This window comes from Variovorax sp. MHTC-1 (assembly GCF_003984645.1).
In the GTDB taxonomy this organism is placed as follows: Bacteria; Pseudomonadota; Gammaproteobacteria; order Burkholderiales; family Burkholderiaceae_C; genus Variovorax.
This window is the reverse complement of sequence record NZ_RWKI01000007.1, coordinates 55752-82181: the sequence shown is the minus strand read 5'-3', so window position 1 is coordinate 82181 and position 26430 is coordinate 55752. Positions and strand designations below refer to the sequence as shown.

The 26430-nt window shown below is 68.1% G+C and carries 33 protein-coding genes; 13 read left to right on the top strand and 20 right to left on the bottom strand.

Translation table 11 applies throughout. The features are described 5' to 3' along the window. Positions 1-3: 3 nt before the first annotated feature. From EJI01_RS14060 to EJI01_RS14010, 10 genes are all read left to right on the top strand, one after another. Positions 4-687, top strand: a complete 684-nt coding sequence (locus tag EJI01_RS14060; protein WP_126837771.1) for a hypothetical protein — start codon at positions 4-6, stop codon at positions 685-687. Between the two features lie 33 nt (positions 688-720). Then, on the top strand, positions 721-1089 hold the full coding sequence (locus EJI01_RS14055; protein WP_260602454.1) for a hypothetical protein: 369 nt from the start codon (positions 721-723) through the stop codon (positions 1087-1089). A 21-nt stretch (positions 1090-1110) separates the two neighbouring features. Then, entirely contained in the window at positions 1111-2094 is a 984-nt protein-coding gene (locus EJI01_RS14050) for a cytochrome D1 domain-containing protein (protein WP_126837770.1), read from the top strand. Positions 2095-2129: 35 nt separating this feature from the next. After that, entirely contained in the window at positions 2130-2675 is a 546-nt protein-coding gene (locus EJI01_RS14045) for an SRPBCC family protein (protein WP_126837769.1), read from the top strand. A gap of 19 nt (positions 2676-2694) precedes the next feature. Then, positions 2695-3714, top strand: a complete 1020-nt coding sequence (locus tag EJI01_RS14040) for an AAA family ATPase (RefSeq protein ID WP_126837768.1) — start codon at positions 2695-2697, stop codon at positions 3712-3714. A 15-nt stretch (positions 3715-3729) separates the two neighbouring features. Further along, positions 3730-4608: a DUF58 domain-containing protein gene (locus EJI01_RS14035; protein ID WP_126837767.1), complete on the top strand. Its 879-nt coding sequence runs from the start codon at positions 3730-3732 to the stop codon at positions 4606-4608. Beyond that, positions 4605-5510, top strand: a complete 906-nt coding sequence (locus tag EJI01_RS14030; protein ID WP_126837766.1) for a calcium incorporation protein MxaA — start codon at positions 4605-4607, stop codon at positions 5508-5510. The genes EJI01_RS14035 and EJI01_RS14030 overlap by 4 nt, the downstream gene beginning before the upstream one ends. An 8-nt stretch (positions 5511-5518) precedes the next feature. Then, complete coding sequence (locus tag EJI01_RS14025) at positions 5519-6511, top strand: vWA domain-containing protein (protein ID WP_126837765.1); 993 nt, start codon at positions 5519-5521, stop codon at positions 6509-6511. Then, entirely contained in the window at positions 6508-7059 is a 552-nt protein-coding gene (locus EJI01_RS14020; protein ID WP_126837764.1) for an MxaK protein, read from the top strand. The genes EJI01_RS14025 and EJI01_RS14020 overlap by 4 nt, the downstream gene beginning before the upstream one ends. Positions 7060-7289: 230 nt before the next feature. Next, positions 7290-8249: an MxaL protein gene (locus tag EJI01_RS14010; RefSeq protein ID WP_126837763.1), complete on the top strand. Its 960-nt coding sequence runs from the start codon at positions 7290-7292 to the stop codon at positions 8247-8249. Between the two features lie 17 nt (positions 8250-8266). Here EJI01_RS14010 and EJI01_RS14005 read toward each other — a convergent pair whose 3' ends face one another. The 9 genes from EJI01_RS14005 to pqqA all read right to left on the bottom strand — a co-directional run bounded on the left by EJI01_RS14005 (position 8267) and on the right by pqqA (position 14156). Then, a complete protein-coding gene (locus EJI01_RS14005; RefSeq protein WP_185878919.1) occupies positions 8267-9148 on the bottom strand; it encodes a class I SAM-dependent methyltransferase in 882 nt (293 codons plus the stop codon). Positions 9149-9346: 198 nt separating this feature from the next. Continuing rightward, positions 9347-9805: a hypothetical protein gene (locus EJI01_RS14000; RefSeq protein WP_126837761.1), complete on the bottom strand. Its 459-nt coding sequence runs from the start codon at positions 9803-9805 to the stop codon at positions 9347-9349. 25 nt (positions 9806-9830) lie between these two features. Beyond that, complete coding sequence (locus EJI01_RS13995; RefSeq protein ID WP_126837760.1) at positions 9831-10496, bottom strand: hypothetical protein; 666 nt, start codon at positions 10494-10496, stop codon at positions 9831-9833. A 12-nt stretch (positions 10497-10508) separates the two neighbouring features. Continuing rightward, complete coding sequence (locus EJI01_RS13990; protein WP_126837759.1) at positions 10509-10754, bottom strand: hypothetical protein; 246 nt, start codon at positions 10752-10754, stop codon at positions 10509-10511. Between the two features lie 118 nt (positions 10755-10872). Continuing rightward, positions 10873-12018, bottom strand: coding sequence for a pyrroloquinoline quinone biosynthesis protein PqqE (pqqE, locus tag EJI01_RS13985; protein ID WP_126837758.1), 1146 nt, complete (start codon positions 12016-12018; stop codon positions 10873-10875). Beyond that, positions 12015-12305, bottom strand: a complete 291-nt coding sequence (gene pqqD / locus EJI01_RS13980; RefSeq protein ID WP_126837757.1) for a pyrroloquinoline quinone biosynthesis peptide chaperone PqqD — start codon at positions 12303-12305, stop codon at positions 12015-12017. The genes pqqE and pqqD overlap by 4 nt, the downstream gene beginning before the upstream one ends. Next, complete coding sequence (gene pqqC / locus EJI01_RS13975) at positions 12302-13066, bottom strand: pyrroloquinoline-quinone synthase PqqC (RefSeq protein ID WP_126837756.1); 765 nt, start codon at positions 13064-13066, stop codon at positions 12302-12304. The genes pqqD and pqqC overlap by 4 nt, the downstream gene beginning before the upstream one ends. A 19-nt stretch (positions 13067-13085) precedes the next feature. Continuing rightward, entirely contained in the window at positions 13086-14006 is a 921-nt protein-coding gene (pqqB, locus tag EJI01_RS13970) for a pyrroloquinoline quinone biosynthesis protein PqqB (protein WP_126837755.1), read from the bottom strand. Between the two features lie 75 nt (positions 14007-14081). Continuing rightward, positions 14082-14156 (bottom strand): pyrroloquinoline quinone precursor peptide PqqA, encoded by a 75-nt coding sequence (pqqA, locus tag EJI01_RS13965; protein WP_010100094.1) that lies wholly within the window; start codon positions 14154-14156, stop codon positions 14082-14084. 123 nt (positions 14157-14279) lie between these two features. On the opposite strand from pqqA, the gene EJI01_RS13960 reads away from it, so the two are divergent. Genes EJI01_RS13960 through EJI01_RS13950 form a run of 3 tightly spaced genes read left to right on the top strand, consistent with a single transcriptional unit; the run spans position 14280 to position 17349 of the window. Then, on the top strand, positions 14280-15320 hold the full coding sequence (locus EJI01_RS13960) for an alpha/beta fold hydrolase (RefSeq protein WP_126837754.1): 1041 nt from the start codon (positions 14280-14282) through the stop codon (positions 15318-15320). Beyond that, a complete protein-coding gene (locus EJI01_RS13955; RefSeq protein ID WP_126837753.1) occupies positions 15317-16696 on the top strand; it encodes an ATP-binding protein in 1380 nt (459 codons plus the stop codon). Before EJI01_RS13960 ends, EJI01_RS13955 begins: the two co-directional genes overlap by 4 nt. Then, positions 16693-17349 carry a response regulator transcription factor gene (locus EJI01_RS13950; protein ID WP_126837752.1) on the top strand — a complete coding sequence of 219 codons (657 nt, stop codon included), beginning with the start codon at positions 16693-16695 and terminating at the stop codon, positions 17347-17349. The genes EJI01_RS13955 and EJI01_RS13950 overlap by 4 nt, the downstream gene beginning before the upstream one ends. Positions 17350-17395: 46 nt before the next feature. On the opposite strand, the gene EJI01_RS13945 is transcribed toward EJI01_RS13950, so the two are convergent. The 11 genes from EJI01_RS13945 to EJI01_RS13895 all read right to left on the bottom strand — a co-directional run bounded on the left by EJI01_RS13945 (position 17396) and on the right by EJI01_RS13895 (position 26145). Further along, complete coding sequence (locus tag EJI01_RS13945; protein WP_126837751.1) at positions 17396-17824, bottom strand: VOC family protein; 429 nt, start codon at positions 17822-17824, stop codon at positions 17396-17398. 79 nt (positions 17825-17903) lie between these two features. After that, complete coding sequence (locus EJI01_RS13940) at positions 17904-18626, bottom strand: NmrA family transcriptional regulator (RefSeq protein ID WP_260602453.1); 723 nt, start codon at positions 18624-18626, stop codon at positions 17904-17906. Positions 18627-18929: 303 nt separating this feature from the next. Next, a complete protein-coding gene (locus EJI01_RS13935) occupies positions 18930-19586 on the bottom strand; it encodes a chemotaxis protein CheB (protein ID WP_126837750.1) in 657 nt (218 codons plus the stop codon). Next, positions 19561-20028 (bottom strand): response regulator transcription factor, encoded by a 468-nt coding sequence (locus EJI01_RS13930; RefSeq protein ID WP_126837749.1) that lies wholly within the window; start codon positions 20026-20028, stop codon positions 19561-19563. The genes EJI01_RS13935 and EJI01_RS13930 overlap by 26 nt, the downstream gene beginning before the upstream one ends. 34 nt (positions 20029-20062) lie before the next feature. Beyond that, entirely contained in the window at positions 20063-20320 is a 258-nt protein-coding gene (locus EJI01_RS13925; RefSeq protein WP_126837748.1) for a hypothetical protein, read from the bottom strand. Positions 20321-20447: 127 nt separating this feature from the next. Beyond that, positions 20448-21140, bottom strand: a complete 693-nt coding sequence (locus tag EJI01_RS13920; protein WP_126837747.1) for a Crp/Fnr family transcriptional regulator — start codon at positions 21138-21140, stop codon at positions 20448-20450. Positions 21141-21260: 120 nt separating this feature from the next. Next, entirely contained in the window at positions 21261-21980 is a 720-nt protein-coding gene (locus EJI01_RS13915; protein WP_126837746.1) for a Crp/Fnr family transcriptional regulator, read from the bottom strand. Between the two features lie 205 nt (positions 21981-22185). Beyond that, positions 22186-22842 carry an HAD family hydrolase gene (locus EJI01_RS13910; protein WP_126837745.1) on the bottom strand — a complete coding sequence of 219 codons (657 nt, stop codon included), beginning with the start codon at positions 22840-22842 and terminating at the stop codon, positions 22186-22188. A 25-nt stretch (positions 22843-22867) separates the two neighbouring features. Then, positions 22868-24766 carry a chorismate-binding protein gene (locus EJI01_RS13905; protein WP_126837744.1) on the bottom strand — a complete coding sequence of 633 codons (1899 nt, stop codon included), beginning with the start codon at positions 24764-24766 and terminating at the stop codon, positions 22868-22870. After that, the gene (gene fae, locus EJI01_RS13900) at positions 24767-25300 is read right to left on the bottom strand and encodes a formaldehyde-activating enzyme (protein WP_126837743.1); all 534 of its coding nucleotides are present in this window, start codon (positions 25298-25300) and stop codon (positions 24767-24769) included. It lies immediately after the preceding gene. A gap of 14 nt (positions 25301-25314) precedes the next feature. Beyond that, positions 25315-26145, bottom strand: coding sequence for a formylmethanofuran dehydrogenase subunit C (locus EJI01_RS13895; RefSeq protein WP_126837742.1), 831 nt, complete (start codon positions 26143-26145; stop codon positions 25315-25317). Positions 26146-26430: the final 285 nt, after the last annotated feature.

The window sequence follows — 26430 nt, the reverse complement described above, 5'->3', positions numbered from 1 at the left end:
TCCATGCGCTTCGCCATCGCCGCCTCGCTCTGCGCCTTGCTCGTCTCGCCCCTGGCCTCGCAGGCCGAGGGCGACAAGCCCGACTTCTCGCCCGCGGAGCGCCTGCTGTTCATGACGCCGCAGCTGCAGACCTTGCAGCCGCCCACCCTGCTGCGCTACACCTTCAGCAAGACAGGCAGCCTGGAAGATGCTTTCGCCGACAGCGTCACCGTGGCTTTGAGCGCCAAGGCCGACGGCAGCTGCTGCGATGCCAAGGGCGCATTCCTGAGCGGCGCGCGCAAGCTGCAGGTGCCAGAGGTGGCGGCGGCCGAAGGCAACCCCGTCATCCTTTACTTCCTCGAGCATGACGTGCGCGAGATGAAGCGCCTCACGGGCGGCTCCGAGAATCATTTCCGCAAGCGCCTGCGCATGGCGATCTACCAGGGCGCCGAAGTGCGCGACGTGACGATTCGCTACCAGGGGCGCGCGGTGAAGGGCAAGGAGATCGTGTTCAGCCCCTTCCTGGACGACCCGAACCGGCCGAGGTACGAAAAGTTCGCGAAGAAGAACTACCGCTTCCTGCTCTCGACCGCCGTGCCCGGAGGTGTCTATGGCATCCGGACCCAGATCCGGGGCGAAGGCCTGATCGCCAAACCCCTGCTCGTCGAGGAACTTCTCATCGACGGCGCCCAGGCGCCGGCGCGCTGACGCGCCGCCTCGAACGAACTCCAGCGCATGCCAATGAAGAACACGCTCCGCCTCCTGTGCTTGCTCGGCCTGCCGATGGCCGTGCACGCCGCCTCGCCCGCGAACGACTTCCCCACCGTGGACCGCGTGCTCTACGTGCAGGAATGCATGGCCGCGCATCCAGGCGCCGGCACCTTCGAGATGATCAACAAGTGCTCGTGCGCGCTCGATGCGCTCGCCAAGGAGGTGAAGTACGCGAACTACGTGCAGCTGAGCACCGCGAGCAAGGCCACCACCATCGGCGGCGAGCGCGGCGGCTACATCCGCGATTCGGAACAGCTCCAGGCCGATATCAAGCGCTACCGCGCGCTCCAGGCCAAGGTGAAAAAGGGCTGCTTCATCGGCCCGGCCAACGGGCGCTGAACGGCGCCGACGCGCACAGCCATGAGGGGCGCCGCAACACCCGTGCGCAGCGGATGGGTCGCTGCCCTCCTGCTGTGCACCACGGCCGGCGCCTCGCCCTTCGCCTACATCACCAACCAGGGAAGCCACGACGTGTCGGTGATCGACCTTGCGTCGCAGCAGGTGGTGGCCACGGTCGCGGTCGGCCGGTCGCCGGCCGGCGTGGTGGCGTCGGGCCGTGCCGGCCGCGCCTTCGTCTCCAACCCCGACAGCAAGACCATCTCGGTCATCGACATGCGCCAGCAGAAGGTCGTGAGCACGCTTCCAGCGGGAGACGGGCCGGTAGGCCTCGACATCTCGGGCGACGGCCGGCAGCTGTACGTGGCCGACTGGTACGCCGGCCGGCTGCTGGTGTTCGACGCGCATGCCAGCGGGGCCGCGCCGCCCCTGGCCTCGATTCCGGTGGGCCGCGCGCCGGCCGGCGTGGCCGCGCACACCGACGAGGCCACCGTGTTCGTGGCCGAGCGCGACGACGACAGCGTGGCGGTGATCGACACGACAGCGCGGCGGGTGCTGGCGCGCGTTCGCGTCGGCAGCCATCCCTTCGCGCTGCTCTACGACGCGGCGCGCGCAAGGCTCTATGCGCTCAACGTGCAGAGCGACGACATCTCGGTGATCGACGTGCGCGACACGCGGCGGCCGGCCGTCGTCGCGACCGTGAAGGTCGGCAAGGCCCCTTACGGCGCGGCGCTGGCGCAGGGCGGCGCGCTGCTGTACGTGACCAACCAGCGCGACGACAGCGTCAGCGTGGTCGATGCCGATTCGCTGCGCGTGCTGCGCACCCTCCCCGGCTTCGCCTACCCGGAGGGCATCGCCGCGCACGCCGGCCGCGTCTATGTCGTGAACTGGATGGACGACAACGTGCAGGTGCTGGAGGCCGAAAGCGGACGCAAGCTCCAGACCATCGCCACGGGCAAGAACAGCCGCGGCTTCGGCGCCTTCATCGGCGCGCCGGCCGATCCCTGAAGACTTTCGCACCACCTACCCATCACGGAACACCCATGCCGACATACGCTTCCCGCCGACGGGCCTTCCCGATCCTCGTTGCGTCCCTGCTTCTCGCCGCATCGGCCTCCAGCCTGGCCCACGGGCCGACGCGCCAGAAGGTGACGGAAAAAGTCACCATCGAGGCGCCGGCGGATGCCGTCTGGGCTGCGATCAAGAACTTCAACGCGCTGAAGGACTGGCATCCGGCCGTGGCCGAAAGCCCCGCCGACAAGGGCAACGCCGTAGGCTCGGTGAGAAGCCTCAAGCTCAAGGACGGCGGCACGCTCGTCGAGACACTCGAAAGCTACGACGATGCGCAGAAGAAGTACGGCTACCGCGCCAAGGACGGCGGCGCGCTGCCGGTGACGAACTACACCTCCACGCTCTCGGTCGTCGCGGACGGCGGCAAGTCGACGGTCGAGTGGCGCGGCGCCTTCTATCGCGGCTTTCCGAACAACAACCCGCCGCCGGAGCAGAACGACGAGGCCGCGCTGAAGGCCGTCACCGGCGTCTACCGCAGCGGGCTCGACAACCTGAAGAAGCTGATCGAGTCGAAGTAGCGGCGCCGGAACCGACACCATGGGCTCCCAAGAACAACTCGAAGACTGGCGCCAACTCGCGCTGCGCGTCGAAGCCGAGGTCGCGAAAGCGGTGATCGGGCAGGCGCAGACGATCCGCCTCATCAACGTCGCGCTGTTCGCGCGCGGCCACGTACTGCTCGAAGGCGACGTCGGCGTCGGCAAGACCACGGTGCTGCGCGCCTTCTCGCGCGCCATCGGCGGCGATTTCGAGCGCGTCGAGGGCACGGTCGACCTGATGCCGGGCGACCTGGTCTATCACACCTATGTCGATGCCCAAGGCCGGCCGCGCATCGACCCCGGACCGCTGCTGCGCCACGGCGAGCGCCTGGTCACCTTCTTCTTCAACGAGATCAACCGGGCCCGGCCGCAGGTGCAGTCGCTGCTGCTGCGCGCCATGGCCGAGCGCACCGTCTCCGCCTTCGACCGCGAGTACAGCTTTCCGCACATGACGGTGTTCGCCGACCGCAACAAGGTCGAGCGGGAGGAGACCTTCGAGCTGGCATCCGCGGCGCGCGACCGCTTCATGTTCGAGCTGAACATGCCCAAGCCCGCCGACCGCGCCATCCGCCAGTCGCTGGTGTTCGACACCGCCTTCCACGACACCGAGGGCCTGATCGACAAGGTGGCGTCCGCCATCCTGCCGTGGGACCGGCTCAACGCCATCGGCGCACAGGTGCAGCGCACGGTGCGCGCCAGCCAGACCATCGAGCGCTATGTGCTCGATCTCTGGGAAGCCAGCGAGACGCCGCAGAAGTTCGGCATCCGGCTCGATGGCGTGGACATGGACCGCCTGATCCTCGCCGGCGCCAGCCCGCGCGGCATGAGCGCGCTGCTGCGGGCGGCGCGCACCGTGGCCTGGCTCGAGGGTCGCACGCACCTGGAGCCGGCGGACCTGGCGGCCGTGCTGCCCTCGGTGCTCGGGCACCGCATCTTCTTCACGCCGGTCTACGAGCTGCGCCGGGCCGAGCTGTCGGAGGCGCTGGTGGCACAGATCATGGACAAGATCGCCGCCCCCTGAATCACCGAGCCAGCGATGGAGCGCGTCGACGAATTCCACTACCAGCTGCCGCGCCGCTTCGGCGGCTGGCGCCCGGGCGCGCAGCGCGGCCTGAGCCAGGGCAGCGGACAGGAGTTCGCCGCGCACCGGCGCCTCTTCGACCATCCCGATCCGCGGCGCATCGATCTGCGCGCCAGCGTGCGCGAAGGTCGCGGCGACTGGCTGGTGCGCATCCATCGGCTGCGCGTGGCGATCCCGGTGCATCTGGTGGTGGATGTCTCGGCCTCGATGCATTTCGGCGCCGCGAGGCGCAAGCTCGAGGTCGTGGCCGATCTGGCGGAGGCGCTGGGCTACAGCGCATTCCGCAGCGGCGACACGGTGGGCCTGCTGGCCTTCGACCAGCGCGAGCGCGAGGATCTGTTCGTGCCCGCGCGCCACAGCCGCGGCACCGGCAGCCTGATGGCGCGCATGCTGCGCGACTGCCGCGCGGCGCCGGGCACGGTGCCGCACGGCAGCAGCAGCGCACTCGCCGGCCTGCGCCGCACGACCGAGCGCCTGGTCGGCCGCGGCGGCCTGGTTTTCCTCGCCTCCGATTTCCACTGGCCGATCGCTGCGCTCGGCGAGCTGCTGCGGCAGCTGGCGCCGGCCTGCGTCGTCCCGGTGGTGGTCTGGGACCCGGCCGAAACCGAGCCGCCGCCCGCGCGCGCGCTGGTCGCCCTCAGCGATGCGGAAAGCGGCGTGCGGCGCAGCCTGTGGATGCGCGAATCGCTGCGCGCCCGATGGCGCGACGCTGTTGCAGAACGGCGCGCCGAGCTCAGGACGCTGTTCGACGCGCACGGCATGCCGCCCTTCCATTTGCACGGCCGCTTCGACGCCGAAGCCCTCACCCGCTACTTCCTGGAGACGGCGGCATGAAGGCCGTCCGGGCGGCGCTGCTGGCGCTGGCGCTCGGCGCCGCCAGTGGCCTCGCGCTGAGTGCAGATCCGGCCAAGTTCGCGGGCCCCACCGTCGCCGCGACGGTCGAGCAACCGCGCAGCTTCGGCCATGTGCTGGGCGACGTATTGACGCAGCGCGTGCTGCTCGAGCTCGCGGACCGGCCGCTCGAGCCCAGCGCCCTGCCGGCGCCGGGACGGATCGACCTCTGGCTGGAGCGCAGGACGGCGCGGATCGAAACCGATGCGCGGGGACGGCGCTGGCTGGTCGTCGACTACCAGCTCATCAACGCGCCGCGCGCGCTGAGCGCCATCGCGCTGCCGGCCCTGCGCATCGCCACCGCCTCGGGCCCGACACTCGCGCTGCCCGCATGGCCGGTCAGCATCGCACCGCTGACGCCGCCGGAAGCCTTCGGCCGCGGCGATCTGCAGCCGCTGCGCCCGGACCGGCCGGTCGCTGCGCTTCCGACCGATGCCATCGAGCGGCAACTGCGGCTTTCGCTCGCCGCCCTGCTGGCCGTGCTGCTGGCCTGGCTCGCCTGGTGGGCCTGGCGCAATGCGCTCGAAGCGCGGCGCCTTCCTTTCGCGCAGGCCTGGCGCGAACTCAAGCGCATCGACGACCCGGGCAGCGCGCAGGCCTGGCGCGTCGTGCATCGCGCGCTGAACACGAGCGCCGGGCACGTGGTGCACGGCGCCAGCCTGCCCCGGCTGCTGGCCGAGGCGCCCCATCTGCGCCCGCTGCAGGCGCGGCTCGAGGATTTCTACCGCGAGTCCACGAGGCGTTTCTTCGCGGGCAACGCCGATGCTGCAGAGACCGGCCCTCCCTATCCGCTCAAGCCGCTGTGCCGTGCCCTGCGCGATGCGGAGAAGCGCCACCGGGCCTGAGGCGAACCATGCACTTCGACTTCGCCCAGCCCTGGATGCTCCTGCTGCTGCCGCTCGCGCTGCTGCCGCTGTTGCGCAGGCGCAGCGATACGCTGGAGTTCTCCTACCTGGCCTGGCTGCCGGCCGACCGAGTCGGCCGCCTTCTCGGTTTCCTCTGGCGCGGCTTGGCGGTCGCAGCCATGGCGCTTGCGGTGCTCGGCCTCGCCGGTCCCGGGCAGTCGGGCGCCCAGGTGCAGCGCACCGGCCGCGGCGCCGAGGTGTTGATCCTGATGGACCGCAGCAGCAGCATGGATGCCACGGTCCACACCAACGGCCTGCAGACGGCCGGCCGCATGTCGCAGGAGCCCAAGGCCAAAGTCGTGCGCGACCTGTTGAGTGACTTCGTCGCCAAGCGGCCCGACAACCGCTTCGCCTTCATGACCTTCAGCACGGTGCCGATCGCCGTCGTGCCCTTCACGCAGAAGACGGACACGGTACAGGCCGCGCTCGCCGCCAGCGCCATCGGCCGCGGCCTGCCCGAAACCCGCATGGGTGTCGCGCTCCTGGCCGCCATCGAGGAGTTCGAGAACCGCAGCTACTCGGGAAGCCGCGTGATCCTGATCGTCTCGGACGGCGGCGCCCAGCTCGACGCAGCGACGCGGCAACGCATCCAGGCAGGCCTCGCGCGCGAGAAGATCGGCCTCTACTGGATCTACGTGCGCAGCGGCCCGAACTCGCCCAACCTCAACACCAGCACAGCGAGCGCCTATGGCCTCGGCGAGGAACTGGCGCTGCATGAGTTCTTCAAGACGTTGGCGACGCCCTACCGGCTCTACCAGGTGGACGACTCCAACGCGATGGCCGCTGCGATGGCCGAGATCGACCGGCAGCAGAACTTCCCCCTGACCATCCACGAGCGGGTGCCGCGGCGCGACCATGGCGGCGCCTTCTACCTTGCTGCGATGCTGTGCTGCGCCGGCCTGCTGGCCTGCCGCGCGCTGCAGTTGCAAAGCTGGCGATGAAGCGACGCACCGTACACCTGCTCTTCGGCGTTCTGAGCCTGTGCTGCGCCGGCGCAGCGCTGGAGCGGGACTTGCGCCTGCGCCAGGCGACGAGCCTCAATGCCGAGATCGCCCGCATCGCCGCCGCACCGGCTGGCAAGGAAGCCGCGGCCCTGCCCCGGCGCTCCGCGCGAGAGCTGCAGCTGGCGCAGGCGCTGGCCCTCTCGAGAGCCGGCAATCACGAGGCCGCGCTCAAGGGCTACGCAGGCCTGATCCAGAACGGCGAGCGCGATGCCGTCGCGCAGCAGGCGCTGTTCAACCTGGCCAACATGTACCTGCGCCAAGGCCTGGCACAGGAGACCGGCGCCGTGCCGCTGTTCGAACTGGGCAAGCAGCGATTGCGCGACCTGCTGCGGGTGGCGCCGCAGGACTGGGATGCGCGCTACAACCTGGAGCGCGCGCTGCGCCTGGCGCCGGAAGAGCAGGAAGCCTTTTCCGCGGAGCAGCAGCAGTCGGTCGAGCAGCGGCGGGTCCGGATTCCGGGATTCGTCGCGGGGGATTTGCCATGAGCCGGGCACGGCCGCGTGAAGAGGCTTCGGTCCTGCTCCCTCCCCCTCCGGGGGAGGGTTGGGGTGGGGGCACTGGGCGCTTGCTTCGGCGTTGCGCTTGGTGTGAGGCCGGAGCCGGGAGTTCGCCCCGGCTCCGGGCCTCAACAAAGCATGCAACCGATTCAAAGGCCCAAGAGCCCCCACCCCAGCCCTCCCCCGGAGGGGGAGGGAGCAAGACCTGAGGCGATCCAATGAACACTCTCTGGCGCCGCATCCACAGCAGCGGAAACTGGCCGCTGATGGCGGCCCTGCTGTTGCTCGCACTGGCGGCCTGGCCGCCGCGCATGCAGCTGCAGCGCCCGGTGTTCGAATGGCAGGTCAGCTTCGACATCACGCAGAGCATGAACGTCGAGGACGTCGAGCTGAACCATGCCGCGGTCAGCCGGCTGACGCTGGCGCGCGCAGCCATGCGCGATACGCTGGCCGCATTGCCATGCGGTTCCAAGGTGGGCTGGAGCGTCTTCGCCGACTACCGCTCGCTGGTGATCCTGGCGCCGATCGAGGTCTGCAGCCACTACGAAGAGCTGCTCGCCTCGCTCGAGCGCATCGATGCCCGCATGCGCTGGGCCAACGCCAGCAACATCGGCAAGGGCGTGACCTGGGCCGTGCGCGGCGCCCGGAGCATCGGTCCGCACACCGCATTCGTTTTCATCACCGATGGCCAGGAGTCGCCGCCGCTGCGGGCCAATGACACGCCGCCGATGGTCGACGTCACGCCCGGCGAGGTGAAGGGCTGGCTGGTCGGCATCGGCGGCGACGTGCCGGTGCCGATACCGAAGACCGGCAGCAACGGCGAACCCGCGGGCTACTGGAAGCCCGAGGACGTGGTGCAGGGCTCCGCCATCGGCGGCACGCAGAACCACGAGCATCTGTCCGAGCTGCGCGAGGACCATCTGCGAACGCTGGCCAAGCTCGTCGGCGTGGACTACCTGCGCCTGAACACGCCGGATGCGCTGAAGGCGGCCATGCTGGACCGCCGCTTCGCGCAGCACCAGGCGGCGGACACGGATCTGCGCTGGATCCCGGCCCTGCTCGCCCTACTGCTGCTGGCCTGGCGCTTCGCGCCGGATCTCGGGCTGCTGCGCGGCCGCCGGCTGCTGCGGCTACGCGTGCGCCAAAGATCATTCAGCCCCATGTCCCCGCTTCCTTGATCTGCACCGGATCGAACTCAATCCGTCGCGCGATCAGTCAAGGCCGATACCGGCAGTTCCTCCAGATGGGGATTGTGCAAACTCAGCTGCAACATCGAATCCGCAGGTCGGTACATGTGATATGCCGAAGCCGCCACTTTGTGCAAGAGAGGAAAACGCTTCAGAAAACGGGCGATCCCGCCCCTTGGGCTCGGCTCGCCGACAGGTTCGGATGCAAGGCCGCCATTTTCCCATTCGAATGCATAGTCGCTTTGCTGAACTCCCGAATGATCGAAGGCGCCTTCCTTCAATACAGTCCTGACAAGCACATAGGCTTCGGAAGTCGAATGCACATTGATCCGTTCGCCGGGCCCAGGCGGCTTGACACGAAACCACTTGGACGTTTTTGACAGATCCGCGAGGAACACCTCCGTATCTCTATACCCGTTTCTATTGGAATAAAGAGAAAAAAACAGTTCTGGGGAGAACTGCCAGAAGCCATGGCCGCAGCAGTTGCTGGCGGGAAGCATGTGCAGGATCTGGGCTCCAGGCTTGCAAAACCTGGAGCAGTTCAGCAGCGCCTGCGGCACGTTGAAGATGTGCTCCAGGCACCCGCCGTCTATGACGGTGTCATAGCGTCGCGCGACATGCTCGGGCAATGGCAAATTCATGTCGTGGACGATGGATGCATCTTCGTACTCGGAATAGTCGATCGAGTCGACCTGGCCAGCGCCAAACTGGTCTCTCAAGAGCTGATCGCAATACTTGTCGTTCTTGTATTCGGCGCTCAGTGCAAATGCGTCCCGCACGTTCGAATCCGGGACATGCAGCTCCTGCCTGCCGATCGTCACCGTTTGGTCAAAGTCTCTTTGTTGCTTCGAGTAGCGCAAAAAATTGAATTCGTGCAAACCAATACCCATTGGATGACCTCTGAAGTTGATACGACCAGAAAGGTGGTTCAGAGTGAAGAGGGCGGCGAACGCGCGTGCAGAACCACCGAGGACGCCCTATGACGTGGGCCTGCGTCAAAGTTTAGACTTCGATTTCCGTTTTGTGCTGCACTGCACAAAATCGTACATCTGTGTTTTCTGCTTACCGCTTTCGACCAGCTGCGATATTCAGAGAAACGGTCGAACACGCGCGCCGCGCGCATCGCATCGCCGCTCGAGCCATTCATCGACGCAAGCTCCGAACAACGCGATGTTCTCTTCGACTTCGTCGTGCAGGAACCGCCGTGCTCCGGCTTGGGCCAAAGGGTCTGCAGCGATCCAGGCTTCCTGCGAATCGTTGGATGCAGGCGGATCGGAAGCGCCCCACACCTGCGCGAAGATCGCGAGCGTTTCGGCGGCCGATAGGTCCTTCCAGATCATTCCAAGCTCGGAAAGCAGGCCCGGGCGCTCGCTCAGAGCGATGCCGGTGAGTATCCGGCCGTCCTCTTCGACGATCACCGGGCTCAGGCCGCCACGCAGCATGACGCGCAGCAGATCCTTCGGCTCGGCGCGGCGAATCCACTCATCCGCTCGCCGGACCAACTGCGCGGCAATGTCTGCCTTGTCGAGATGCGCGTGCTTCAGCATGCAATCCGCTCCCGGTCGCGCCTTCCTACGGGCCGATCGAGATGTCCTTGCTCTTCGGTGCATGCCTGACGCGCTGGGCCGCGATCGCGTTCTTCCGCGTCACCTTCACCCAGTCGGTGGTCCGCGTGCCGGGCGTGTAGACGCTGTCGAGCCTCTTCGCCACCAGGCCCTCGAGCTCGAAGGGCACCACCTCCTCGTGGAAGACTCGGTGGATGTCGTGCTCCGCGTTGTCGAAGTAGTGCACGAGCAGCACGCTCGGCGGCGGCACGGCGAACAGCTCGGCCAGCCGCTTCTTGCGTTCGACGAGCGGCAGCCGGGTGATGTCGACGCCCTTGTCCACGAGGAGATCGAAGACGCAGTAGACGACAGGGTCGCCGCCCTCGTACCAGCCCTTGCGCTGCGCGCGGGCCTGGAATCGGTCGAAGTCGCTGCGCCCCAGGTCGTCGAGCACGCAGCCTTCTCCGTCCGTGAGGTAGGGTCCCCCTTTCATGCCCGCCAGCGCGCTGGTGATCTCCGGGAACCACCCGGTCGCATCGGCGCCCCTGCGGGTGCGCAGCTGGCACTTGCCGTCCCCGAACTCCGCCATCAGGCGCCAGCCGTCGTACTTGACCTCGTAGATCCATCCCGGCTCCTCGAGGTCCAGCAGCCGCTCGTCCAGGAGCATGGGAGACAGCTTCTGCAGATGAGACATCGTCGCCGAAGCCTATCCGACCGCTCCTGCCTTTGCAGGGATGAGTCGAAGCACCAGTTTGCCGTCGACGGTCTTGAAGGTGTCGTAGCTGCCGGAACATTCCAGCAAGTCACCGTTGCCAAGGTAGAACTTCGGCTCGCGCTGCTTCTTGACCAGCCCGTACGGGGTCTTCACGGAGACGATCTGAGTACGCCGGAAGACGATGTAGATCTGCCCGTCGTCCCCCTGTGCCCGGTACACGTCGGTTCGCACTTGCACGCTGCGCTCCTTTCGCCGACACCGAAAGTCAGTTTGGAGAGCAGACATCTTTGCCGCAAGCGGCCGTGTAGGGCTTTTTGCCCAGGTCTTGCGCGACAGCGCTCGCCGCGGCCAGGCCTCACGCACCCGGCGTGACAGGCGCGGCAAGGCGGCGCGAGTTGGCGGGATCGCGAAACACCAGCGGATGCTCGACCGGGCCGGCCGGGTCGCGCGCCGCTGCGCGCTGCACCGCTTCCACCACCCGGTGGTGGTCGGGGCTCTTCGCACACACCGGATCTGCCGCGGCCGGGTCGTTGGCCAGCAGGTAGGCCTGGCAGCGGCAGCCGCCCAGGTCCTGCTCGCGCATGTCGCAGCTCGCGCAGGGCTCCTTCATCCAGCCGGTGCCGCGGTAGCGGTTGAAGCCTTCCGATTCGAACCAGATCTCGCGCAGGCTGCGCGCCTTCACGTTCGGAAACTCGAGGCCCGGCAGCATCTTCGCGGTATGGCAGGGCAGCGCCGTGCCGTCCGGCGCCACGGTGAGGAACATGCTGCCCCAGCCGTTGACGCATTTCTTGGCGCGCCCCTCGTGGTAGTCGGGCGCGACGAAGAAGATGCGCATGCGCTCGCCCAGCCGGGCGCGCCACGCGTCGGTCACTTCCTCGGCGTGCCGCAGCTGTTCGTGCGTGGGCAGCAGCTGGTCGCGGTTCACGAAGGCCCACGAGTAGTACTGCGTGTTGGCGAGCTCGAGGTACTCGGCGCCCATCTCCTGCGCCATCTCGATGATGCGGTCGATGTGATCGATGTTCATTCGATGGATGACCACGTTCATCACCATCGGCCAGCCCTGGTCCTTGATGATCTTCGCCACCCGGTTCTTCAGCTCGAAGGTCTTGGTGTGCGAGAGGAAGTCGTTCATCTCGCGCGTGGAGTCCTGGAACGACAGCTGCACGTGGTCCAGTCCGGCAGCCTTCAGGGCGGCGGCGCGGTCGGCGTGGAGGCCCACGCCGGAGGTCAGCAGGTTGGTGTAGTAGCCCAGCCGCTTGGCCTCGGCGACGATGATCTCCAGGTCGTCGCGCAGGAGCGGCTCGCCGCCCGAGAGGCCGCACTGCACGGCGCCGAGCTCGCGGCCCTCGCGCAGCACCCGCAGCCAGTCTTCGGTGCCGAGCTCGCTGTCCTGCTGCGCGAAATCGACCGGGTTGAAGCAGAACACGCAATGCAGCGGGCAGCGGTAGGTCAGCTCGGCCAGCAGCCAGAGCGGGGGGCCGGGGCGCGGTGCCTGCGTCATGCGTCCCAGCGCAGCCAGTTCTGCTGCGCCGCCAGCTCGACGAAGCCCCGCACTTCGGGTTCGAGCCCTGTGGTGCCGAAGGCCTGCTCCAGATCGGCCACGATCGCTGCGACGCTGCTTTCACCGTCGCAGCGCTTCATGATCTCGCCCGCGCTGCCGTTGAGCCGCACCATGCCCTCGGGATAGAGCAGCACATGGCAGTCCTGCACCGGCTCCCATTGCAGGCGGAAGCCCGGCCCGATGCGGGGCCTGCTTTCGGCGCTCAGCACTTTCTTGATCTCGTTCATGCGCTGTTCACCCCGTAGCGCGTCGCCATCGCGTCGTTCATGGCCCACAGGATGTCGAGCTTGAACTGCAGCACCTCCAGCGCGCGCTCCTGCAGCGCGCGGGTGTCGAAGTGATCGAGCGTGATCGCCAGGCCCTGCTCCACGTCGCGCCGAGCCTGGCTCACGCGATTGCGGAAGTAGTCCAAGCCCGCCGGCTCGATCCACGCATAGTGCGCCGGCCAGGTGGCGAGGCGCTGCTTGTGGATCTCGGGCGCGAACAGTTCGGTCAGCGACGAGCACACCGCCTCCTGCCACGGCGCGCGGCGCGCGAAGTTGACGTAGGCGTCGACCGCAAAGCGCACGGCGGGCACCACGTGGCGCAGGTCGCGCACCTCCTCGCGGGCCAGGCCGACGGCCTCGGCGAGGCGCAGCCAGGCCTCGATGCCGCCTTCGTCCTTCACGCCGCCGAGCTCGAAGCCGTCGTGGTCCAGGATGCGCTGCACCCAGCCGCGCCGCACTTCCTGGTCGGGGCAATTCGAGAGCACCGCCGCGTCCTTGATCGGGATCGCGATCTGGTAGTAGAAGCGGTTCGCCACCCAGCCGCGCACCTGCTCGGGTGTGGCCCGGCCGCCGTTGAGCATGACGTTGAACGGGTGATGGATGTGGTAGCTGCGCCCGCGCTCGCGCAGCCGCAGCTCGAATTCCTCGCGGCTCCATGGCGCTGCGCTTTTTCCGCTGTCGGTGGCCGGGCGAACCGGCTCCTGGATCCTGTCGGCGTGCATGGGGTGTGGGCTCGCGGTCTCAGAGATGGATCGTCATCCCGTCCTCGCAGGCCTCGATGCCCGCGCGCTGCAGCGCTGCGTGCTCATCGGAGTCCTCGTCGAGGATGGGATTGGTGTTGTTGATGTGGATCAGCATGCGCCGCGTGCTCGCAGGCAGCCGCGCGAGCCATTCGATCATGCCGCCCTCGCCCGACTGCGGCAGATGGCCGATCTCGCGCGCGCGCTTGGCGCCGACGCCCAGGCGGACCATCTCGTCGTCGGTCCAGAAGGTGCCATCCACCATGACGGCGTCGGCATTGGCCATGGCGTCGAACACGGGCGGCGTGATGGCGCCCAGGCCCGGCGCGTAGAACACGCTCCTGCCGCTTGTGCGGTCGCGGATGGTGATGCCGATATTGTCGCCCGCAACCGGATGCTCGCGGTGCGGCGAGTACGGCGCCGCCTTGCCGCTCAGCGCCAGGGCGCGAAAGACCAAATCGGGCACGCCGGGCACCTCGAAGGCGCTGCCGTCGATCGCGATCGGATGCCGCGCCACGCCGCAGTAGTGCGACAGCACGCGCAGCACAGGATTGCCCTGGCTCAGGTCTTCCGCCACCGGCTCCGTGCACCACAGCGGCAGCGGCGCGCCGCGCTCGCGCAGCATGAAGAGACCGGTGGCATGGTCGACCTGCCCGTCGATCAGCACCACGCCGGCGATGGCGCTGTCGCGCAGCTTGCGCGCCGGCTGCAGCACCGGGTTGCCGCGGATCTGCTCCAGGATGTCGGGCGAGGCATTGAAGAGGACGCCGTCGTCGCCCTCGTCCGGCCGCACGAAGATCGAGGACTGCGTGCGCGGCTTGGCGCGCACGGTGCCGGCGCGCACCCCTGCGCAGTTGCGGCAGTTGCAATTCCATTGAGGAAAGCCACCGCCGGCCGCCGAGCCCAGAACAGTGATGCGCATCGATAAAAAGGGTAAAGAAGGGGGTCGAAACAACCCGCCCCGGAGTGCCGGGGCGGGTCGTCACGAGGCGCGCACTCAGCGGGCGCTGACGTACATCGTGATCTCGAAGCCGAAGCGAAGATCAGTGGCCGTCGGTGTTTCCCATTTCATGTGTGAGTCTCCTGGAAGCGTTGCACGGCGCCGGGTGGCCGCCGCGGGGATCCGTGGTGTCCCTTGCGCATCTTGGACCGCGGGGCCGCCGCGCTCCAGCCATGAAATCATGATTCGCACTTCATGATTTTCATGAATAGCGTCGAAGGGGTCGGCGCTTACCATGGCCACGTGCTTCCTTCCGGCCTGTACCCCGAATCGCCGCCCCTGCGCACCCATGCACTGGCGGTATCGCACGGCCATGTGCTGCATGTGGAGGAAAGCGGCGATCCGGCGGGCATCTGCGCGCTCGTGCTGCACGGCGGACCCGGTTCGGGCTGCTCGCCGCTGCTGCGCCGCTTCTTCGATCCGGCGCGCTTTCGCGTGATCAGCATCGACCAGCGCGGCGCAGGCCGCAGCCGTCCGCGCGGCGCGACGGCGCACAACCGCACGGCCGAGCTGCTGGAAGACCTGCGCACGCTGCGCGAGCGGCTCGAGGTGCCGCGCTGGCTGGTGGCCGGCGGCTCCTGGGGCGCCACGCTGGCGCTCGCCTATGCGGGTTTCGAGCCGCAGGCGGTGGCAGGCCTGCTGCTGCGCTCGGTGTTCCTTCCAACGAGCGAGGAGATCGAGAACTTCTTCCAGGACCCGTCGGGCCGCGCGCCCGCCGACTGGGCACGGTTCGCGGCGGTGGCGCCGGCCGATCAGCGCCACGACATGCTGGGCTTTCTGGCCCGTGCGCTGCAGCAGGCGCCGAGCGCCGGCAGCGCGCAACTGCAGCGGCAGCTCGCCCTCGCGTGGTGGCGCTGGGAGCGGACGCTGGCCGGCGGCACGTCCGTGGCCTCTGCCGAAATCGACGCCAAGCCAGAGATGCTGGACGCCCTCGCGGACCGCTACCGCGTGCAGAGCCACTACCTGGTCCATCGCTGCTGGCTCGATGCGCCCCCGCTGCTGGATCGCCTCGGCACGCTGCCGCAGGTGCCCACCCTGCTGCTGCATTCCCGCGACGACCGCGTCTGCCGGCCGGACGGCGCGCAGGCTGTGCACGAGCGCGTCGCGCACAGCCGGCTTCGCTGGGTCGATGGCGCGGGCCACGATCCGGCGCATCCTGCGATGGCGTCTGCGATGGTCGCCGCGCTCGACAGCTACGCGCTGCAAGGCCACTTCGGAGACGGGCCTCCGCAATGACGCTGCGCCTGAAGATCAACCTGATCGTGAGCCTGCTGACCCTGTTGTTCGTCGCCGCCATGCTCGCGCTGCAGCTGCGCGCGATGCGCGAATCGGTGCAGGAGGAAGTGGTGGCGGCCAATCGCGTGGCTGCGCAGCTGCTGAACCGCACGGCCTGGCTCTACGCCGCCCAGGGCACGCCGGCGATGCTGTCCTTCCTGCAGGGCGTGGGCCGCGTGCGCTCCAACGACATCGCGCTGCTCGATGACGAGGAGCGAGTGCTGTACAGCTCGCCGACCTCGGTCTACAAGGCCGGCCGCGACGCGCCGGATTGGTTCGCCGGCCTCGTCTCGCCTCCGCCCAACGAGATGTCCATCGCCTTCCCAGGCGGCAAGCTGATCGTGCGCTCCAACGCGTCGCGCGCGGTGCTCGATGCCTGGGACAGCGCCGTGCTGCTGATGCTCAGCGCACTCGGCCTGCTGCTGATCGTCAATGCGCTCGTGTTCTGGCTGGTCGGGCGCGCCACGCGCCCGTTCGCGGACATCGTGCACGCGCTGAACCAGCTCGAGAACGGGCGCTTCGACGTCGCGCTGCGCGCCCTGCCAGGGAGCGAGGCGGCCGCCATCGGCGCCGCCTTCAACCGCATGGTCGGCATGCTGCAGCAACACATCGAGACCGAGCGGCGCGCGGTGCGGGCGGAGAGCCGCTTGTCCGAAAGCCGCGAACTGGGCCGCTGGGTCGACCAGAAGATCGAACAGGAGCGCCGGCTGATCGCGCGCGAACTGCACGACGAGTTGGGGCAATCGGTCACTGCGATGCGCAGCATGGCCTTGTCGATCGCCCAGCGCATGGAGGTGCTCGATCCGCAGGCCGAGCAGGCGGCGCGGGTGATCGCCGACGAATCGGCGCGTCTCTACACCGCGATGCACGGCATCATCCCGCGCCTGACACCGCTGGTGCTCGACAAGTTCGGGCTGGTGGCCGCGCTCGAGGACTTGGTCGAACGCACGCGAACGAGCCACGGCGACGTACAGGTCGAATGGAAGCTCGGGCTCGAACTCGACCGCGTGCCGCTGGACACGGACGCGGCGCTGGTGCTGTACCGCGCCGCGCAGGAGGGCATCACCAACGCCCTGCGGCACGGACAGGCGCGCCGCATCGTGCTTGCCTTGCAGGGCGATGAAGAAACGGTGACGCTCTCGCTCACCGACGACGGGCGCGGCCTGCCGGGCCCCGAAGCCGCCGGCGAAACGGGTGGCGGCCACTATGGCCTGCGCTGGCTCGCCGAGCGCATCGAGAATCTGGGTGGCGAATTGCGACTTGAACCTGCGCTGCCCAGCGGCGCCCAATTGACGGTGCGGCTGCCCTTGCCGGCGGCAGGCGCGGAGAACCCATGACCCAAGCGAACCAAGAGACGCCAACCATCCGGGTGATGCTGGTCGACGACCATGCGCTGGTGCGCATGGGCTTTCGCATGCTGCTGGCCGACGCGAAGATCGAGGTGGTGACCGAAGCCGACACCGGCGAGCAGGCCTGCCACGACTACCCGCAGGTACGCCCCGACGTGGTGGTGATGGACCTGTCGATGCCCGGCATGGGCGGCCTCGAAGCCCTGCGGCGCCTGCTCGCCCACGATCCGAAGGCGCGCGTGCTCGCGCTGTCGGCGCACGAGGACAGCGCGCATCCGCGCCGCGTGCTGCGCGCTGGCGCGCTGGGCTACCTGGCCAAGCGCAGCGCCCCCGAGGCGCTGATCGCCGCGGTGAAGGCGGTGGCGCGCGGAGAACGCTACATCGATGCCCACACCGCGCAGGCGCTGGCGACGGCTCAGATCGAGGGCGATGCCAATCCGGCCGAACTGCTCAGCGAGCGCGAGTTCTCGGTCTTCATCCAGCTCGCCCGCGGCATGACCGTGGCGCAGATAGCCGCCACGCTGAACCTTTCGGTCAGCACGGTCGGGTCGCACCTGTACCGCGTCAAGCAGAAGCTGGGGGCGAGCAACCAGGCGGAACTGACCTGGGTCGCGCTGCGCTGGGGACTGATTCAGGTGTAGAGAGCGCGCCGATGCCGGCTCCGCTGCCCGCGTGCGATGCGCAGGATCAGAACGTCACCTTGACCGAGGGCGCGCTGCGCCGGGCCTCGCCGTGGAACACGGCCTCGATGTTGTTGCCGTCGGGGTCGAGCACGAAACAGGCGTAGTAGCCTGGGTGATACGGCCGCTCGCCGGGTGCTCCGTTGTCCGTGCCGCCATGCGCGAGCGCGGCCTTGTAGAACGCATCGACCATCGCTTTGTCCTCGGACTGGAAAGCCAGGTGGAGGCGCCCGGTGAGCCGGCCCTGAGCGGCTGCGCTGTCGGCGGTCGAGACGAAAAGCTCGTCGGCCCAGAAATAGTCCTTGCCAGTGCCGCCCATCGGAATCTTCAGCGTCTCGAAGACAGCCGCGTAGAAGGCTCGACTCGCGGCGAGATCGCTCACGACGAGCTGGATGTGATCGATCAAGCGCCCGCGGTGCAACTCCTGTGTTTCCATGCATACGCTCCTTAGAGTTCGGTGGCGGTCGACCGCCGACAATGCCGACGAGACCTTCGCGCCGGTTTGCGCTCGGCCTCTAGGCTTTCGCAAGCAGATCGCGGATATGGGCCTCGAGAGTCGTCGCGCCCCGCAGCGCGTCGTCGGGCATGTCGAAGCCGCCGTCAAGGCTGACCGCTGTCATGCGCGCATAGGAGTCCGCAGCAGCCTCGGAGAAGCCGAGGCCCTGGAACACCTCTTTCCACTCGTCGCGCGGGATGACATCGACGCTCACGGGCACGCCGAGCGCCTGCGAGAAGGCCTTCGCCACGCCCGCCGAGGAATAGCGTCTCGGGCCCCCCACATATCGGATGCCGGTGTCGTCCGGCGTGGACACCAGTCTCTGCGCTGCGATCTCGCCCAAGTCGAGCGGCGCGACCATCGGGATGAGCAAGTCGGCGGGGTACATCGTCTGCAGCTTTCCAGTCTTGCGAACAGCGTCGAGCTGGCCGTCCCAGTTGCTCATGTAGTACGCGCCACGGTTGATCGCCGCGGGGATCGGTTGCCGGCGCAGCCCTTCTTCGAGTTCCCACAGGACGTTGAGGTCGCCGATGCGATCGCCGGGCTGCGCGCCACCGGTCGATGCCGCGACGACCTTCTCCAGCCCCGACCCGTCCAGCGCGGACAGTATGTTCGCGACCGTTCGCCTCTCGACTGCATCGGTGTCCGCAGACGTATCGGCGTTCGGGTTGAGCAGGAAGGCACGACTACCGCGCCGGAATGCAGCGCGCAGCGACGCCACCTCGTTGACGTTCGCCTCCACGATTTCGGCGCCTCCCTCAGCCACGCGCCAGCGCGGTTCGCGTCATGCGTGACGATCGCTACCTGTTCGCCGCGGGCAAGCAGCGCCGTCGCTGTCGCCGAGCCGACGTGACCCGTTCCACCCATGATGACGTACATCTGCGCTTCTCCTGTTCACGCGTGTGCAGGAACGGATAGCTTTGTGGCCAAAGGGCGGCTCGTCTGTAAGCGTGATTCGACACTTGGTGATCCGCTTGCACCGGGGCTCGTCGCGCGCAGCGCAGAACGGACGGGCCAGGGCCGTGCACCGGACGGCCGCGCTGCGTCACCCTCTGGGCGGCAGCTCGCCGGCTGCCAGCCGCACCAGCAAGGGCGCCATCTGCTCGAGCCTGATGCAATAGTCGGGGTGGTCTCCGCGGATCACGCTCAACGGCATGTCAGCGTCAACCGCCTCGTCGGGGTCCTGGACCACGCAGACACCGCCCGCTGCCTCGATCGCTGTGGATCCGCGCGTTCCATCGTGGGAGCCGCCGGTCAGGACCACGCCGATCACACGCTTTCCGTACACGGCAGCGGCCGTCTCGAACAGCCCGTCCACCGAGGGCCCGGCATCGGAGAGCGCCCCGCAGGCCTCGAGCGCAATGATTCCCGGCTGCGCAATCCGCATGTGATGGTTCAGAGGCGCCAGCACGATGCGCCCCCGAAGGACGGAAGCGCCGTGCGTTGCAAAGCCGACCGGCAGTTGCGAATAGCTGCCGAGTATCTGCTGCACCGACGACGCCGGCTGAGAGGCGATGTCCAGCGCGATGAGAATCGCGGCATCGAACTCGCGCGGCAGGCCGCCGGCGACCTTGCAGAGCGCTGTCAAGCCGCCCAGCGCCGCGCCGATCACGATGACGTCGCGTGGTTCGCGCTTGAGCAGTTGCCCGGCGGGACTCGCCGAATGCGGCCATGACTCAGCTGGAGGCTGGACGGCAGCCATGTGGGTCCATGGCCTCTGCGATCAAGGCCATCTGGTGTCGCCCCTGGTCGCGGGCCACTCGCAGGTTCGAGAGCGGTAGGTCGAAGAGCAAGTTGCGAAGAGCGGCGACGAGTTCGCTTGCCCCCGCCGTCTTCTCGATGTAGATGTCGGCGCCGGCCTCGATGCAATCGCCCGCCACGTCAACGGCAGGCGACGCCGAATAGACGGCCAGGGGCACGTTCGGAAACTGCCGCTTGACCTTGTGAACCCCGGAGCAACCCGTCGCGTCGGGCAGGTTCAGGTCCAGGAGGATCAAGCCGGGTGGTCCCATCGCATCCACGCTCGGCATGAGTTCGCCCAGGCATCCGACTTCCACGACGTTCCGGTGGGGGTGCAGCCTGCGCATCACCATGGCGATGGCGTCGCGCATCATGGCGTGATCATCGACGACATAGATGCTCATCGTGGCGCGCGCGCAAAAGGCTGTGCTGCGATGCTCAAGCCCGCCTCAACCACTGCGGCAGCGGGACCGCAAACTTGTACGGCGCTGCCCCCCGGATCTGCTTGAACGCCACCACCGGCCCGGCCTGATTGTCGATGTCATCGCGCAGCGTTTGATCCAGCGCGGGCACGATTCCCCCTGTCAGCCGCTTGTCGGCCATCCATACGACGGCGCTGAACATGAACTCGTCCATCGTCCTCCCGTCGAGGTACGCGCGCACGAGGATCCGGGCTGCAACTTTGGAAGTGGTCATAGGCTTTCCCCCGCTCGAAGCCGGGAGCCCCCACCATATCGCGGACACTTTGGGAACTCTGTGCGGCGCCGTACAGAGCGTCAAAAGAACTTGGGAGAAGCTGGATTGCCGACGCGTCGGCCTCTATCTACTCGAGCAGATCCGCGTAGCCCTTGCGGTCAGCGGTGTAGCAGCCGCATGCCGCTGCTTCGAGTCCGGCGCGGTCGAGCACCGTGAGATCACCCCGCGTGTATTCGATCAGGCCGCTTTGCTGGAGCGCACCCGCTGCCGCGGTGATGCCGACGCGGCGCACGCCCAGCATGTAGGCCAGGAATTCATGCGTCATACGGAAACTGTCGGAATGCGCGCGGTCCTGGCTCATGAGCAGCCAGCGGGCGAGCCGTGGACCGATCTCGTGAAAGCGGAGGCATGCCGCCGATGTGGTTAGCTGGGCCATCAGGACGCACACGTAGCGGTCCACCACGCGCTGAAAGGCTTCGCTCGCTGCCAGCTCCTTTTGAAAGGCCTTGCTGCTGATGCGCCATGACGAGCCCGCCCCTTGCACCACGGCGCGCAGCGGTGCGGTCAGCACACCCAGGGCTACATGTACGCCGACCATGCCTTCCCTGCCGACCATTCCGACTTCCAGGGATGGACTGCCGTCAGTCGTTGCGACCAGCGAAATGAAGCCGTCGACGGGGAAGTAGACGTAGGGTGTCGCCTCGCCGGGTACGGATAGCACGTCCGCGAGGACGAGCTGCACTTCTTCGCAGCGTGAAAGAAACTTCAGGCGATCGCTGCGCGGCAGCAGCTTGATCAGGTGATTCTGGACAGTGGCCATATCGGCTCCCATGTTGCTCGCGCCTCCGAATGACGGGGGCGAACAGGAGCAGAACGCTGGGGCCGATTGCCGTTTCGAGTGGATGTAGAGAGTATGCGCCCCAGCGCGCCGCTCTGGGGCTTATTTCGCCCGCTCGTCGGGAAGCAGGCGGTCGTACTCTTTCTTCACCACCGCATAGCACTCGCACGAGCGTTGCTCCAGGCGATCACGGTCGAGCACCGTGATGCGCCCGCGGGCGTAGCGAATGAGACCTGCCGCTTGCAACTGCTGCGCCGCCTCCGTCACTCCTTCGCGGCGCACGCCCAGCATGTTGGAGATCAGTTCCTGGGTCATCACAAGCTCGTCGCCGGTCAGGCGATCCAGGCTGAGCAGAAGCCAGCGGCACAGTTGCTGATCCAGGGAATGGTGGCGATTGCACACCGCCGTTTGCGACATCTGGGTGATCAACGCCTGGGTGTACCTCAGCAACAGGTGCAGCACGGCGCCGGCGCGATTGAACTCCGCTTTCAGCGCATCAGCACTGAGCCGGAGCCCCTTGCCGGCGCTTTGCACCACTGCGCGGTTCGGCGTGGATTCGCCGCCCATGAACAGCGAGATGCCGACGATGCCCTCCTTGCCGACGACGGCGATCTCGGCCGAAGCGCCGTTCTCCAGGACGTACAGCAGCGAGACGATGGCGGTGGTCGGGAAGTACACGTGACTGAGCGTCGCACCAGACTCGTACAGGACATGGCCGAGCGGCAGGTCCACATGTTCAAGCTGAGGGAGCCACCGCTGCAGTTCGGCATCGGGCAGCGCCGCGAGCAGATGATTTGCTCCGGCATCAGGGACTGCGACCATCTCGGACTCCACACCATTCGGGCGCCGGGGATCACGAAGAGGATGCCACTACGACGACGCAATTAGTATAGGTTTCGGATGCACCGTCTGTACGCTAACGAACACAGTGCGACTTCGCGAGGCTGGCTAGCAACACTACTTGCAAAAGCGCCGACGTGGCGCCGATCTGCTTCGTGCGCTGACGAAGGCATCTCGACATCGTCCGTCAGGCGCGTTCGAGAATCGGCCAGCCGGAATGCAGCGCCAGGGCGCGCAGCCGCTCGTCCGGACACACCGCCACCGGGTCCGAGACCGCGCCCAGCAGCGGCAGGTCGCTGATGGAGTCGGAATAGAACCACGATCGCTCGAGCGCCTCGAACGACAAGCCTCGCGTTGCCAGAAAGCGCTTCACATGCATCAGCTTGTGGGCGCCGAAGCACGGATCGCCGTCGATCGCCCCGTCGAGCGCATCGTCGACGACCAGCGACTGCGTCGCCAGCACGTCGGCAACGCCGAACAGCCGGCCGAAGGGATCTGCGATGAGCCAAGTGGTGGCGGTCACGATGGCGCAGAGGTGGCCCTCGTCCTGGTGCTCGCGCACCAGCGCGCGCATCGCCTGCGGCAGCTGCGGCGCCATCTCGGCCTCGAACTCGGCCGCCCATTGCCGCAGCACGGCGAGACCGAAGCGCGCCAGCGGCGCGACGCTGACCTGGTGCAGCTCGCGGATGTCCAGCGTGCCGGCCACGTACTGCCGGCAATAGCCCAGGTAGACCGACTCCGCATCGGCCGGCAGGACGCCGCGCGCGACCAGGAAGCGCGTCCAGGCCATGCCGCTGTCGAACGGGATCAGGGTGTGGTCGAGATCGAAGAGCGCCAGCTTCATGGCGGGGCCTGGATCGAAACGCGCATCACGCCACCGAAGCCTCGTGCACCTGAGCCTGGAGCTGCGCCGGCAGCGCGCCACGCAGTGCGTTGCACACCACGAGCGCCTGCGCCGCCTGCAGGTCCTCCCGGCGCAGCGTGCGTTCGGCGGCCTGCCACGCGGGATCTTCGAGCAGCACCTCGCGCATCACGCCGGGCAGCGCGCCGTCGGCGACCGGCGGCGTCCACCAGCGTCCATCGATGCGCGCGAACAGCGTGCTGCGTCCGCCTTCGGCCAGCCGGCCGTCGGCCGTGAAGAACAGGGTGTCGAAGGCGCCCGCGCTTTCTGCGGCACGCACGCCGGCGTCGTAATGCTGGCGCAAGGTGGTCTTGTACGCGGCCAAGGGATTCGCATCGGGCAAGCGCTCGCCGGCGATCAGCAGCTTCACTGCGCCGCCGGCCAGGGGCGCCAGCGGCGCGTGCGTGAGACGAAGCCGCCCGTCATGCGCCAGCGCCAGGCGCAGGCGCGAGGGCTGGCCCGGCGCGAGGGCCGGCAGCGCGTCGCGCAAGGCCGCGAGCGCTGCGTCGCGGTCGAAGACGAAGCCCAACGCGCGGGCGCTGCGCGCCAGCCGCGCCAGGTGCCGCTCCAGGTGCCGGATGCTTTCCCGGGTGGCATGCATGGTCTCGAACAGCTCGAAGCCGGGGTCGAGCCCGGTGAGAAAGCGGGCCTTCAACCGGCACTCTTCGAACTCGTCGGCGGCGCGGCTGTCCTGCACGATGCCGGCGCCGATGCCCAATCGCAGCGGCCGCAGCCCGCCCGCCTCGGCGCCGAGCGTGAGCGTGCGGATGGCCACCGAGAGGCAGAAGTCGCCGACGCGTGCGCCTGGCGGCGGCGCATCGATCCAGCCGATGGCGCCGCAGTAGAGCCCGCGCGGCGTGTTCTCCAGTGCGGCGATCCATTCCATCGTGCGGTGCTTGGGCGCGCCGGTGATGGACCCGCAGGGAAAGACCGCGCGCAGCAGCTCGGGCATGCCGACCTCGGCACGCAGCCTCGCCTGAACGGTCGAGGTCATCTGGAACACCGTCGCGTAGGGCTCGACGGCGAAGAGATCCGGCACCGTCACCGAGCCGATGCGCGCCACGCGGCCGATGTCGTTGCGCAGCAGGTCGACGATCATCACGTTCTCGGCGCGGTTCTTGGGGTCCGCCGCAAGCAGGCGTGCCATCTCGCTGTCGCCCTCGGGCGCGCCGGCACGCGCGGCCGTGCCTTTCATTGGACGCGCCGTCAGCACGCCGGCGTCATGGCGCAGGAAGAGTTCGGGCGAGCAGGAGAGCACGTGCGTGGCATCGCCCGCGCCGCCCTGCCCGCTCTGCGGCAACGCGATCAGCGCGCCGTAGGCCACCGGCTGGCGCGCGCGCAGCCGCCGGTACAGGCTGACGGGCGAACCGTAGCTTCTGCCCTGCATTCGGTAGGTGAAGTTGACCTGGTAGGTCTCGCCCGCGCCGATGGCGGCGTGGATGCGCGCGATGGCATCGGTGAAGGCGGCCTCGTCGATGCTGGAGACGAGGTCCATCGCGCCGGCGGCCTGCGGCTCGCCGCCCTCGCACGACGCAGACGACTCGCTCTGTTCGCGCTGCGCGAGCCAACTGCCGACCTCGTCCGCCGAAAGCTTCGCGCAGTGGCGAAACATCAGCACCCGCAGCGCGGACGCATCGTCCGCTGCGAGCCGCGCCTGGCAGGCATGCAGCAGCTTGGCACCCCATTCGTAGTCGGCCAGAAGCACCGCATGCAGGCCTTGCCGCAGATCGGCATCGACCTGGTCCCACGCGGTGTCGAGACCCGCCGGGTCGGTGCAGCGGTGCGCGCGGACGAAGCCGGTGTAGAGCCGGCTGATCGGCCGCTCGCGCGTCGAGGCGCAGTCGTCGAGCAGCGCGAAGCTAGGCATTCAACTCCAGTCGTTCATGTCGTGCTTGATCCGGTGGCGGTTGGCGATCAGTTCGTCCACCGTGGGCTCGTTGTTCAACGCGCGCCGGATCGCGAGCTTCGTCGCCTCGTAGTTGGTGCGGTACATGTCTTTCTTGTCGAGATTGTCGTCCCTAGCGCATCGCGGATCGATCCACACCAGGCTGATGATGCACAGCTCGTTGGCCAGCTCCTTGGGGATGATGCCCTCGATCAGGCAATCGACCACCGCGTCGGCCGTTGCGCTCTGCACCACGCCGCCGAAGAGCTCGATGTTGGCCGTGTCCTTGAGCGTGACCTTCGGCACCATGATGGTGGCCGGCCGCACAAGCTGGTTGCAGGCCCGGATCGCGAACATCGCGGTATGGCCCTTGCTCTGCGCCATCATGCCGGCGAAGGCGATGCCTACCGGCCCGTCGGTGAGGCCGATCAGGATCTCGGGCATGGCATCGGTGAACTGGCCTTCCCTGGCGAGCACGGTGGCCTCGCCGGCGTGGAAGAGATAGGGATGTGCCACAGGGTCTCCAGGAGTCAGGGGTGCATGAAGATGAGCTCGCCCTTGCCATCGGCTGCGAGATCGCCCAGATAGCGCTCGATGCGGCGCGCCGGCAGTTCGCCGAAAGCGCCGCCATGGCGCGCCAGGTCGCGCGCCAGCAAGGCCCAGAACACGGGGGTCGCGGCGCGGTTCGCCACAAAGGTCGGCATCGTCTCGACGCCCGTCGGCAGGGCCGCGCCGGGCCCCGCGAACACCACGCTGCCGCGGCGCATGCCATGGCCTGCGTGGACGCCGACGCGGCCGCCCACCGCGATCGTGCCCGCGACCATGCGCGAGCCGAGGAAAGCCCCCGCGTCGCCATGGACCAGCGCGGTTCCCCGGCGCATGCGGTCGCCGAAGCGCTCGCCCGCATTGCCGCGGACGACGAAGGTGCCGCCGCGCATGCCGTCCATGCTGCCGGGCAAGGTGCTGGCGGCGAAGTCGCCGACATCGCCTTCGACGGTCAGCCTGCCTCCGGCCATTTCGCAGGCGGCCAGCAAGCCTGCGCGCCCCTCGATGTGCAGCTCGCCTGCGCGCATGCAGCCGCCGGCATAGTGGCCGGCATGGCCTGCGATGCGAATGCGCCCGCCGTCCATCTGCCAGCCGATGCGGTCGAAGCGTTCGAGATTGCCTTCGAGGTGCAGCACGCCTTCCTCGCCCGGCCCGATGTCGAACAGCTCCGCCAGCGCCAGCCTCGTGTTGCCATGGCCGACGGGCAGCCGCTCGATCTGCTCGAGCGACAGGCCTGCGAGCGCAGCGGGCGTGATGCCGCGCAGGTTGATCCGCAGCGCAGGCGCCTGCCGCAGACTGAGGTGCCAGCCGGTCATCGGGTCGCCTCCCCAAGGCGGTATGGCTCCCTCCCCCTCCGGGGGAGGGTTGGGGTGGGGGCCCTTGGGCCTTTGATCTGTACGTTGCGCTTGATCTTGAGTCCGGAGCCGGGAATTCGCCCCGGCGGGCGACCTACTTTCTTTGTCTCGCCAAAGAAAGTAGGCAAAGAAAGGCGACCCCACTGCGCGTGTCCCTCCGCTGCGCTCCGGGCAACCTGCGGTGCTCGCGTCGCCGGCCTGCCGCAGAACTCGCTGCGTTCACTTCGTTCACTGCGCTCAAACAGC

Bases quoted from the DNA above. Each gene is read 5' to 3' on its own strand.
- EJI01_RS14060 (WP_126837771.1), top strand. From the start codon at position 4: ATGCGCTTCGCCATCGCCGCCTCGCTCTGCGCCTTGCTCGTCTCGCCC.
- EJI01_RS14055 (WP_260602454.1), top strand. From the start codon at position 721: ATGAAGAACACGCTCCGCCTCCTGTGCTTGCTCGGCCTGCCGATGGCC.
- EJI01_RS14050 (WP_126837770.1), top strand. From the start codon at position 1,111: ATGAGGGGCGCCGCAACACCCGTGCGCAGCGGATGGGTCGCTGCCCTC.
- EJI01_RS14045 (WP_126837769.1), top strand. From the start codon at position 2,130: ATGCCGACATACGCTTCCCGCCGACGGGCCTTCCCGATCCTCGTTGCG.
- EJI01_RS14040 (WP_126837768.1), top strand. From the start codon at position 2,695: ATGGGCTCCCAAGAACAACTCGAAGACTGGCGCCAACTCGCGCTGCGC.
- EJI01_RS14035 (WP_126837767.1), top strand. From the start codon at position 3,730: ATGGAGCGCGTCGACGAATTCCACTACCAGCTGCCGCGCCGCTTCGGC.
- EJI01_RS14030 (WP_126837766.1), top strand. From the start codon at position 4,605: ATGAAGGCCGTCCGGGCGGCGCTGCTGGCGCTGGCGCTCGGCGCCGCC.
- EJI01_RS14025 (WP_126837765.1), top strand. From the start codon at position 5,519: ATGCACTTCGACTTCGCCCAGCCCTGGATGCTCCTGCTGCTGCCGCTC.
- EJI01_RS14020 (WP_126837764.1), top strand. From the start codon at position 6,508: ATGAAGCGACGCACCGTACACCTGCTCTTCGGCGTTCTGAGCCTGTGC.
- EJI01_RS14010 (WP_126837763.1), top strand. From the start codon at position 7,290: ATGAACACTCTCTGGCGCCGCATCCACAGCAGCGGAAACTGGCCGCTG.
- EJI01_RS14005 (WP_185878919.1), bottom strand. From the start codon at position 9,148: ATGGGTATTGGTTTGCACGAATTCAATTTTTTGCGCTACTCGAAGCAA.
- EJI01_RS14000 (WP_126837761.1), bottom strand. From the start codon at position 9,805: ATGCTGAAGCACGCGCATCTCGACAAGGCAGACATTGCCGCGCAGTTG.
- EJI01_RS13995 (WP_126837760.1), bottom strand. From the start codon at position 10,496: ATGTCTCATCTGCAGAAGCTGTCTCCCATGCTCCTGGACGAGCGGCTG.
- pqqE (WP_126837758.1), bottom strand. From the start codon at position 12,018: ATGACGCAGGCACCGCGCCCCGGCCCCCCGCTCTGGCTGCTGGCCGAG.
- pqqD (WP_126837757.1), bottom strand. From the start codon at position 12,305: ATGAACGAGATCAAGAAAGTGCTGAGCGCCGAAAGCAGGCCCCGCATC.
- pqqC (WP_126837756.1), bottom strand. From the start codon at position 13,066: ATGCACGCCGACAGGATCCAGGAGCCGGTTCGCCCGGCCACCGACAGC.
- pqqB (WP_126837755.1), bottom strand. From the start codon at position 14,006: ATGCGCATCACTGTTCTGGGCTCGGCGGCCGGCGGTGGCTTTCCTCAA.
- EJI01_RS13960 (WP_126837754.1), top strand. From the start codon at position 14,280: ATGATTTTCATGAATAGCGTCGAAGGGGTCGGCGCTTACCATGGCCAC.
- EJI01_RS13955 (WP_126837753.1), top strand. From the start codon at position 15,317: ATGACGCTGCGCCTGAAGATCAACCTGATCGTGAGCCTGCTGACCCTG.
- EJI01_RS13950 (WP_126837752.1), top strand. From the start codon at position 16,693: ATGACCCAAGCGAACCAAGAGACGCCAACCATCCGGGTGATGCTGGTC.
- EJI01_RS13945 (WP_126837751.1), bottom strand. From the start codon at position 17,824: ATGGAAACACAGGAGTTGCACCGCGGGCGCTTGATCGATCACATCCAG.
- EJI01_RS13935 (WP_126837750.1), bottom strand. From the start codon at position 19,586: ATGGCTGCCGTCCAGCCTCCAGCTGAGTCATGGCCGCATTCGGCGAGT.
- EJI01_RS13930 (WP_126837749.1), bottom strand. From the start codon at position 20,028: ATGAGCATCTATGTCGTCGATGATCACGCCATGATGCGCGACGCCATC.
- EJI01_RS13925 (WP_126837748.1), bottom strand. From the start codon at position 20,320: ATGACCACTTCCAAAGTTGCAGCCCGGATCCTCGTGCGCGCGTACCTC.
- EJI01_RS13920 (WP_126837747.1), bottom strand. From the start codon at position 21,140: ATGGCCACTGTCCAGAATCACCTGATCAAGCTGCTGCCGCGCAGCGAT.
- EJI01_RS13915 (WP_126837746.1), bottom strand. From the start codon at position 21,980: ATGGTCGCAGTCCCTGATGCCGGAGCAAATCATCTGCTCGCGGCGCTG.
- EJI01_RS13910 (WP_126837745.1), bottom strand. From the start codon at position 22,842: ATGAAGCTGGCGCTCTTCGATCTCGACCACACCCTGATCCCGTTCGAC.
- EJI01_RS13905 (WP_126837744.1), bottom strand. From the start codon at position 24,766: ATGCCTAGCTTCGCGCTGCTCGACGACTGCGCCTCGACGCGCGAGCGG.
- EJI01_RS13895 (WP_126837742.1), bottom strand. From the start codon at position 26,145: ATGACCGGCTGGCACCTCAGTCTGCGGCAGGCGCCTGCGCTGCGGATC.